The sequence below is a fragment of the Pseudarthrobacter kochi genome, from assembly GCF_055412805.1.
The window spans coordinates 1-8,888 of sequence record NZ_JBVAYV010000074.1; the positions used below are offsets into that span (position 1 = coordinate 1).

Here is an 8,888-nt window from a genome sequence, read left to right on the forward strand (position 1 = left end):
ATCATTGACCTCACCCCGATCCGTGACGGGACCGGCCCGTCCCGCCTGCTGGACATGGTCGAGGGCCGCTCGAAGCAAGCCTTCGCGACCTGGCTGCAGGCACGCCCCCAAGACTGGCGGAACGGGGTGGAAGTCGTGGCGATGGACGGGTTCTCCGGGTTCAAGAGCGCCGCGGCGGAGGAACTACCTGCCGCGGTCCCGGTCATGGATCCTTTCCATGTGGTCCGCCTGGCCGGGGACGCGTTGGATGCGTGCCGGCGCCGTGTCCAGCAACAGAGCCTCGGGCACCGCGGACGGGCCGCAGACCCGCTGTACTCCGCCCGGCGGACCCTGCACACCGGTGCTGACTTGCTCACGGAGAAACAACGCCACCGCCTTGAAAACCTGTTCTCCTCCGATACCCATGTCGAGGTTGAAGCAAGCTGGGGCGTCTACCAGCGCATGGTTGCCGCTTACCGCGAACCGGACCGGGTCCAGGGAAAAAAGCTGATGCAAGCCGTGATCGATTCCCTCAGCACAGCCGTCCCGGCCGCTCTCACCGAGCTCAAGACACTGGGACGGACACTTATACGCCGGGCCAACGACGTCCTGGCCTACTTCGAAAGACCCGGCACCTCGAACGGGCCTACCGAAGCGATTAACGGCCGGCTCGAACACCTCCGCGGCTCCGCCCTCGGCTTCCGCAACCTCACCAACTACATCGCCAGATCACTCCTCGAATCCGGCGGATTCAGACCGAAACTACACTCTCAATTCTGAAGAGCCCGTTTGCCATGGCGGTTTCGGCCAGGACAACCGGATTCGAGTGGATCTCTCCGGAGACCTTTTCGCCGGCCGCGAACGTCCCGCCGGGAGCATCGACCAGGTGCTTCTGGCCGGACACCAGCTGCGCGCCCGCCTTCAGCGGCTGGGCGGCCTCGGCCGTCGACGTCTCCGTCGCGGTAGCGCTGGGGGAGGGGGAAGCAGTCTCGGTGGCCGTCGGTGTGGCGCTCGGCGAAGGCGTCGCGGTCTCGGTAGCCGTCGGTGTGGCGCTCGGCGAAGGCGTCGCGGTCTCGGTAGCCGTCGGAGTGGCGCTCGGGGTCGGGGTGGCGACGACGGGCTGGCTGAGGGTCCAGTTCTTGGCGGCGTCCGTGGCCAGCGTGGCCCACGAGGCCACGGACTTGCCGTTGACCGGGTTGATCTTGGCGGTCCTCAAGTCGTCGGTCAGGGTAGTGCAGACATAGCCGATGCTGTAGGTGTGGCTGGCCTGGACAACCGTTGCCATGTCAGCGATGGGCGCCTTGCTGCCGTCCACAAAGCCGGATTCCAGGGTGTTGTCATCTGCGATGGTGCCGTCGGGATTCAGCGACATCTGATACTGGGGGTCCTGCGTAAAGGGATAGGCCGTCTGAGCTTCAACCGTGTTGCTCGGCGCCGGCTGGATCTCCTGTCCGGGCTCGGACAGGAAGATCAGTGCGCCTGCGTTCATGCCGCCAACAGTCGGGCAGACCATATCGCTGTGCAGCTTGAAGACCGAAAGGGTCGTCGCTTTCCAGTCACCGGTGGTCGGGTTGGCCGTGACGGTTCCCGCTGAGCCTGCCGGCAGTGCGGCCTGGGCCACAGTCATGCCGCCACCCAGCAGCAGGGTGCTGCCGGCGACGGCTGCGGCAGTGGTCCTGCCCCAGCGGGATTTCTTCATTGTGGCGATAGCCATGGTGCTCGTCCTTTTCATGATTCATGCATTGTTGGTCGGCTGCCGGGATTCGGATTCCGGCAGCAGTGATTTCTCAATATCCTGACTCCGCTGCCGGGTTATGCGGCTGTCGGACGGGAAAGGAAACAGAGACTCCGGGCGAATTCGCGGTGAATGCATTTGCGGCCCGGGCGCGGTGAAGCTAGTTCGTGTAACCGGATTTCTTGCCCATTGTCCAGTCGCCGACATAGGAGAGCGTCTTGAAGCCGAATTTGTTGATGGTGAGCTTGCTGCCGGTTGTCTTCAGGTTGGTCGAGATGGCGTTGTTCAGCATCACGTTGTAGGTCAGCTTGCTGGTCTGGGTGGTGCTGGCCACCACGTTGTACGTGTCCCGGGCAAAGGTGCCCTTGCTGCCGGCGGGGGCAACCGCAGCATCGCCGTACAGGGTTCCCGGAGCGAGCGCCGGTGCCGAGGTGGCGGGATCAACCGCATGCAAGCCGTCGATGTCCGCCAGCCACTGGCCGGCGGCGGTGCTGTCCGTCATGGCGCCGTTCTTCTGCGCGATCCATTGGGCGGCGGAGAAGGGGACGATGTCGCCGTCGCTGACGAGCGCCTGGCCATTGTTCTCCGGGTAGGTCTGCTCGGCATCCGGAATGCACGAGGTGTTAGGGGTAACCCCGATGGCCTTGAGGAAGAAGCCGCGGGTGCCCGACGCGGCCTGGGGCAGCTTCGGGGTAAACGTCATGGTGCCCAGCACGGGTTTTCCGGTGGCCCCGTCAATGGTGACGCCGTCGCCGGCTGTGCAGCTGAAGATGTTGGCGATCTGCTGGGTGCTCAGGCGCAGCGGCTGGCCGGGCGAGCCTGCCGAGTCCTTGTAGGCCACTGTCACCGCGTCGCGTGCGAAGGGCAGGAACGTCAGGTCGGTGCCCGCGACGGACGGCGAGGACGACGACCGGGCGATGTCGACGTCGTTCTTCTTCAGCGTGAAGGATGTGCCGGCAGAATCCTTGTAGACGTGGTTTCCAGGGTTCAGGCTGGCGCTGAGGGCTTTGACCCCCGCACCGGAGCCATTGGGGCGCGTGAACGCAGTGACCCCGGTCTTGGTGACGATCTGCGCCGGCGTGCCGAAGGCGTCGTAGGAGGCTACGGACTTGACCGGACCATTGTTGGTCAGCCCGTTCCAGACGTCCTGGATGGTGTCGGAGCCGACGGCCGCAAAGGCTCGATCAGGCGTGCTGGGTTCGGCGGACGCAACCGCCGAGCTGATCAGGCCGAGTGCCAGGGCGGAGGCGCAGACGGCGCCGACTGCCTGGAAGGACTTCAATTTCATGTCTTGTTTCCCCATCTGAGGTTCCGAGTGGATGAGCCGTTGCCGCTGGGCGCAGGGCAGTGTGTTCACTGCAGGAGCGTCCCCGCGGAAGCCGGAGCGGTTGGGACAGCACCGGCCGCTCTGAGTCTGCGGCGGCAGTGCCCGGCGCCTCGAATTGCTGGGCTAAGAAACACCCGGATTCAGGTGAACTTAAGGTGAAACTGGGACGAGCCTCCCGGCAGCCCGCCCTTCGCTGCTGTCAGCCGGGGCCGGAGCGGCGGGCAGCTCGACCCCAAGATGCCGGTGCCCGTGGCGGATCACCGTGTCAAGCAGGCGTGCGCCGCCGAGCAGATCCAGGGCGGCCAAGGCGCTGCGGTCCCGGTCCCGGATGGTGGGGTACCAAACGCTGGCCATGAGGACCGGGCGTTCCCGCAGGCTGGCGTACCATCCGTATTCCCGGGCCGGCCGGCGGTACACGAAGGTGATGGCGAGTTCCCCGGCGCCGTCCCGCGCCATGGCTGCATTCGTGGCGGCCGCCGCGTAGCTCGGGAAGAGGCCCACCCCGCGCCCGAGCTCCCGGTGATTGCCCGAAATCAGGCGCCAGACGACGAGCGGCTGGCTGAAATGGTCCATCCGGCGCACCAGAGGCTGGACGGCCGGCGGCCGGGACGCCGGGACAGGAACTTCGGCCTGCTGGTGCCGCGTATTCAGCGACGGCAGTGCCGAGGTGTGCCCGTGCTGCACCATCGCGCCGAAGACGGCCAGCTCCCGCTCCTTCCAGCGGTTTGCCGCCGGAAGCGCCTGGCTTATAAGTGATGTGAAGGAAATGCGTTCGTTGGAAATGGTGGTTCCCCAGGTCTGCTGAGAGCGAAAGCCGCCTCGCCCGTGCGGTCGAGATCAGGCTCAGGCCAAATGATGTCGGGACGGGATGGCGCGGGTGAAGGAAGCGAGGCCGGCAGCTGAACATTTCCGCGTCCCTGCCGCGAACATTTAGAATGGGGGATTGTGCGCTGCATGAGCTGGCGCCGTCGCTAAGACTCAGAAGGGCTTCCGGTGTCCAACTCGGCCAACACCTCGTCTAATAGCTCGTCTAAAAGCACGTCCAAACGTCCGCTCCGCGTTGCGATTGTCGGCGCCGGACCGGCCGGCGTCTACGCCGCGGACATCCTGACCAAGTCCAATGAGGTCAAGGGCGGCGACTTCGAGGTCAGCATCGATCTCTTCGAGGCATACCCGGCGCCGTACGGCCTGATCCGCTACGGCGTCGCCCCGGACCATCCGCGGATCAAGGGGATCGTCAACGCCCTGCACAAGGTCCTGGACCGTGGCGACATCCGCTTCCTCGGCAACGTCACGTACGGCCGTGACCTGACACTGCACGATTTCCGTGCCTTCTACGACGCGGTGATCTTTTCCACCGGGGCCATTAAGGATGCCGAACTGGACATCCCCGGCATTGACCTCGAAGGGTCCTTCGGCGGGGCCGATTTCGTCTCCTGGTACGACGGGCACCCGGATGTGCCGCGGGACTGGCCGCTGGAGGCCAAGGAGATCGCGGTGATCGGCAACGGTAACGTGGCCCTCGACGTGGCCCGGATGCTGGTCAAGCACGCCGATGACCTGCTGGTGACGGAAATCCCGGACAACGTTTATCAGGCACTCAAGAACTCCCCGGTCACGGACGTGCACGTGTTCGGCCGCCGCGGACCGGCCCAGGTCAAGTTCACGCCGCTGGAACTGCGTGAGCTCTCCCATGCCCGGGACGTCGACATCGTCCTGTACCCGGAGGACTTCGAGTTCGACGAGGCCTCCGACGAGGCGATCCGCAGCAACAACCAGATCCGTACCATGGTCAACACCCTGACGAACTGGCTCGTCGAGGAGCACGCCGAAGCGGAGGAGCCGTCCTCCCGCCGCCTGCACCTGCACTTCCTGCACAGCCCGGTCGAGGTCCTGGGAACATCAGGCGACGCCGTCCACCCCGGCAAGGTCACCGGCATCAAGTTCGAGCGCATGCAGCTGGACGGCACCGGCAACGTCAAGGGCACGGGGGAGTACCTCGAGTACCCGGTCCAGGCCGTCTACCGCGCGATCGGCTACCACGGCTCGCCGCTGGACGAACTGGAATACGACGCCCGCCGCGGCGTCATCCCCAACGATGGCGGCCGTGTGCTCGACGCCGGGGGCAATCCCGTCCCGGGCATCTACGCGACAGGCTGGATCAAGCGCGGCCCCGTGGGCCTGATCGGGCACACCAAGGGCGACGCACTGGAGACCATCGGCTTCCTGCTCGAGGACCGGCTGAACCTCCCGCCGGCGCAGAACCCGGACCCGCAGGCGATCATCGACCTGCTGGAAGAACGCGGGATCGAATACACCACCTGGGAGGGCTGGAACAGGCTCGACGCCCACGAACTGGCCCTCGGCGCGGAGTTTTCCGCTTCCGGCGAGGCCGACGGCGTCGTCCGGGAGCGCGTCAAGGTGGTTCCCCGCGAGGACATGGTGCAGATCTCCCGCGGCTAGGGCGTGTCTCCGCCGCGGCGCGGATGTTCTCACGACGCGCGAATCCGCTGGCGCATACGGTATTCCGGCGTCGGCAGCGCTTTTGCGTAGCGCGGGACCGTTTCCGTAGCGCGGGACCGGTTCCGTAGCGCGGGACCGGTTGCGCGGCGTGGAACGGCGGCCGGCGCAAGCTCTGGCGGCCACCCGGCAGGCGCACTAGACTGGACGGACGTGGTTGCCTCTGGCATCGTCGCGCCTGTCCGGTGGGAGTTCAATGACGAAAGTGATCCATCCGGCAGCGCTGTTCCCGCCAGCAGGCGGGATCCCCGCAGCGCTGCGCCAGCAGTATGCCAGCGCCGGCCATGAGCAGCTGGACACCCAAGGACTTGTGTTCCCTGCGGACGTGCAGCTGCCGGGTCTCAGCAGCCTGATCCAGGAGTCCTGGCGCCGCTCTGCCGAGCTGCAGGCGAACCCGGACAACCCCGAGGCCCCGCTGGCCATGGACCGCGAAGAACTTGAGGAGTACCGGCGGCAGCATCCGCTGGCCGCGATCATGCCCGTGATCCACAAGCTCCTGATCCTGCCCAGCCACGACAGCGGAATGCTGGTGGCCGTAGGCGATGAGGTGGGCCGGCTGCTCTGGGTCGAAGGTGATGCCGCCATGCAGCGCCGGGCCGAGCGGATGATGTTCGTCCCGGGCGCCGACTGGTCCGAGGCAACCGTGGGCACCAGTGCGCCGGGAACCGCACTGGCCCTAGGCCGCGGCATCCAGATCTCCGGCGCCGAACACTACAAACGCTCCGTCCACCCGTGGAGCTGCACCGCCGTACCGTTCCATGACCCGGATTCCGGGGCCCTCCTGGGCGTCGTGGACATCACCGGGACGGAATCCGCCGTCGCCCCGCACACACTCTCGCTCGTCGAAGCGACCGTGGCTGCCGCCCAGGCGCACCTCCGTGTGGAACGCCTGCAGCTCGCCGCTGAGCGCCAGTCCTCGCCGGCCCGACGCCGGGGTCCCGGCCCGGCCGCGGCAGGCCGGGACGGTGCCGGCGCGGCGGGCAGCCTGTACCGCAACAGCCTCCAGCTCCTCGGCCGGGACCAGGCGCTCCTCAGCATCGACGGCCGCACCGTGCCGTTGTCCGTCCGGCACAGCGAAATCCTGGCCTTGCTCAGCACCCACCCGGAGGGGCTGAACGCCGAGGAACTGTGCGCCCTCCTGTACCCGGGAAACGCCTCCACCATGACGCTGAGGGCCGAGATGGTCCGCCTGCGCAAGGTCCTCCAGCAGCTCAATCCGGATGCTGTTCCGGAGTCACGCCCCTACCGGCTGCCGCTGGACCTGGTGCCTGACTCCGGGCAGGTCCTGAACTGCCTGCAGCGCGGCGCGCACCGGATCGCCCTGGAAATCTACCGCGGCGCTGTCCTGCCCCGCTCCGAGGCCCCGGGCATCGCCGAACTGCGGAACCGGGTCTCCTCCCTGCTCCGCGAAGCCGTGCTGACGGACGGCAGCGCCGAGTCGCTCCTGAGGTATGCCGAGCTTCCCGAGGCGAAGGACGACGTCGAGGTCCGGATCGCGGCACTGAAACTGCTGCCGCCGCGGTCGCCCAAGCGGGCCGCCATCGTTGCCGATCTGGAACGGCTCGAGGCCGAGCTCAGCGCCTGACGCGCCATGGGCCGCGGGAGTGACCCGGGTCACTTCGGTTGCAACCTGACTGCAACCTCCCGACTCCTAGGCTGAACGCAACGGTGGCGCCGACATCTGGCCGCCATCAATCTTGCACAGCAAAGGAGCTAGCAATGACTGTTTACGCACAGCCCGGTACCGAGGGCTCGAAGGTCACTTTCAAGGACCGCTACGAGAACTGGATCGGCGGCGAGTGGGTTGCCCCGGTCAAGGGCCAGTACTTCGAGAACATCACCCCCGTCACCGGCAAGGTGTTCTGTGAGGTCGCCCGCGGCACCGCCGAGGACATCGAACTCGCGCTCGACGCCGCCCACAAGATTGCGCCCTCCTGGGGCAAGACCTCCGTGGCCGAACGCGCCGCCATCCTGAACAAGATCGCAGACCGGATCGATGAGAACCTCGAGATGCTCGCTGTCGCCGAGTCCTGGGACAATGGCAAGCCGATCCGCGAAACCCTCAACGCGGACATCCCGCTCGCCGCCGACCACTTCCGCTACTTTGCCTCCGCCGTCCGTGCCCAGGAAGGTCGGCTGTCCCAGCTCGACGAGGACACCACCGCCTACCACTACCACGAGCCGCTCGGCGTCGTCGGCCAGATCATCCCCTGGAACTTCCCGATCCTGATGGCCGTCTGGAAGCTTGCCCCGGCCCTCGCCGCCGGCAACGCCGTCGTCCTGAAGCCGGCCGAGCAGACCCCGTCCTCGATCCTGGTCCTGATGGAACTCATTGGCGACCTGCTGCCGGCCGGCGTCCTGAACGTGGTCAACGGCTTCGGCGTCGAGGCCGGCAAGCCGCTCGCCTCCAGCCCCCGGATCCGCAAGATCGCCTTTACCGGCGAGACCTCCACCGGCCGGCTGATCAGCCAGTACGCCAGCCAGAACCTGATCCCGGTCACGCTGGAACTCGGCGGCAAGAGCCCCAACATCTTCTTCAACGACGTTGCCGACACCAACGACGCGTTCTACGACAAGGCCCAGGAAGGGTTCACGCTTTTCGCCTTCAACCAGGGTGAAGTCTGCACCTGCCCCTCCCGCGCCCTGGTCCAGGAGGACATCTACGATTCCTTCATGGCCGACGCCGTGGCCCGGGTCGAGAAGATCATCCAGGGCAACCCGCTGGACACCGAAACGCAGCTCGGGGCCCAGGCCTCGAACGACCAGCTGGAGAAGATCCTCTCCTACATCGACATCGGAAAGCAGGAGGGCGCCAAGATCCTCACGGGCGGCGCCCGGGCCGAAATGCCCGGCGACCTGGCCGGCGGCTACTACGTCCAGCCGACCATCTTCGAAGGCCACAACAAGATGCGGATCTTCCAGGAGGAAATCTTTGGCCCGGTGGTCTCCGTGACCCGCTTCAGCGACTACAACGACGCCATGGGCATCGCCAACGACACGCTCTACGGCCTCGGCGCCGGCGTCTGGTCCCGCAACGGCAACGTCGCCTACCGCGCCGGCCGTGAAATCCAGGCCGGCCGGGTGTGGGTCAACAACTACCACGCCTACCCGGCAGGGGCTGCGTTCGGCGGCTACAAGTCCTCAGGCATCGGACGCGAAAACCACTCGATGATGCTGGACCACTACCAGCAGACCAAGAACCTCCTGGTCAGCTACAACGAGAACAAGCTCGGCTTCTTCTAAGCCGCACCAAGCCCGGGCGGGGGGGGGTGGGGGTGGGTCCCCCCCCCCGTCCCCCCCCTTTCCCCTCTCTGAAGGAAGCCTGTC

Annotated in this window: 7 protein-coding genes; 4 read left to right on the forward strand and 3 right to left on the reverse strand. The window is 66.5% G+C overall.

Annotated elements, in window-relative coordinates; genetic code table 11:
- A partial coding sequence (locus tag ACZY0Y_RS19095) for an ISL3 family transposase (RefSeq protein ID WP_463959826.1) occupies positions 1-759 on the forward strand: 759 nt, incomplete at its 5' end.
- Here the strand turns inward: ACZY0Y_RS19095 and ACZY0Y_RS19100 are convergent.
- The 3 genes from ACZY0Y_RS19100 to ACZY0Y_RS19110 form a co-directional block, all read right to left on the reverse strand.
- Positions 731-1,693 carry a hypothetical protein gene (locus ACZY0Y_RS19100; RefSeq protein WP_463959828.1) on the reverse strand — a complete coding sequence of 321 codons (963 nt, stop codon included), beginning with the start codon at positions 1,691-1,693 and terminating at the stop codon, positions 731-733. The two genes, ACZY0Y_RS19095 and ACZY0Y_RS19100, sit on opposite strands and share 29 nt — an antisense overlap.
- 181 nt (positions 1,694-1,874) lie before the next feature.
- On the reverse strand, positions 1,875-3,002 hold the full coding sequence (locus tag ACZY0Y_RS19105; RefSeq protein WP_463959830.1) for a hypothetical protein: 1,128 nt from the start codon (positions 3,000-3,002) through the stop codon (positions 1,875-1,877).
- Between the two features lie 189 nt (positions 3,003-3,191).
- The gene (locus ACZY0Y_RS19110) at positions 3,192-3,728 is read right to left on the reverse strand and encodes a hypothetical protein (RefSeq protein WP_463959832.1); all 537 of its coding nucleotides are present in this window, start codon (positions 3,726-3,728) and stop codon (positions 3,192-3,194) included.
- A 306-nt stretch (positions 3,729-4,034) separates the two neighbouring features.
- Between ACZY0Y_RS19110 and ACZY0Y_RS19115 the strand changes: the two genes are divergently transcribed.
- The 3 genes from ACZY0Y_RS19115 (at position 4,035) to exaC (ending at position 8,804) form a co-directional block, all read left to right on the forward strand.
- Entirely contained in the window at positions 4,035-5,504 is a 1,470-nt protein-coding gene (locus ACZY0Y_RS19115; RefSeq protein ID WP_463959834.1) for an FAD-dependent oxidoreductase, read from the forward strand.
- 253 nt (positions 5,505-5,757) lie between these two features.
- Positions 5,758-7,146, forward strand: a complete 1,389-nt coding sequence (locus tag ACZY0Y_RS19120) for a GAF domain-containing protein (protein ID WP_463883959.1) — start codon at positions 5,758-5,760, stop codon at positions 7,144-7,146.
- Between the two features lie 134 nt (positions 7,147-7,280).
- Positions 7,281-8,804: an acetaldehyde dehydrogenase ExaC gene (exaC, locus tag ACZY0Y_RS19125; RefSeq protein ID WP_463883957.1), complete on the forward strand. Its 1,524-nt coding sequence runs from the start codon at positions 7,281-7,283 to the stop codon at positions 8,802-8,804.
- The last annotated feature ends 84 nt before the right edge of the window (positions 8,805-8,888 follow it).

Excerpts from the sequence above, each read along its gene's own strand:
- ACZY0Y_RS19110 (WP_463959832.1), bottom strand. The coding sequence starts at position 3,728 with ATGGTGCAGCACGGGCACACCTCGGCACTGCCGTCGCTGAATACGCGG.
- ACZY0Y_RS19105 (WP_463959830.1), bottom strand. The coding sequence starts at position 3,002 with ATGAAATTGAAGTCCTTCCAGGCAGTCGGCGCCGTCTGCGCCTCCGCC.
- ACZY0Y_RS19120 (WP_463883959.1), top strand. The coding sequence starts at position 5,758 with ATGACGAAAGTGATCCATCCGGCAGCGCTGTTCCCGCCAGCAGGCGGG.
- ACZY0Y_RS19100 (WP_463959828.1), bottom strand. The coding sequence starts at position 1,693 with ATGGCTATCGCCACAATGAAGAAATCCCGCTGGGGCAGGACCACTGCC.
- exaC (WP_463883957.1), top strand. The coding sequence starts at position 7,281 with ATGACTGTTTACGCACAGCCCGGTACCGAGGGCTCGAAGGTCACTTTC.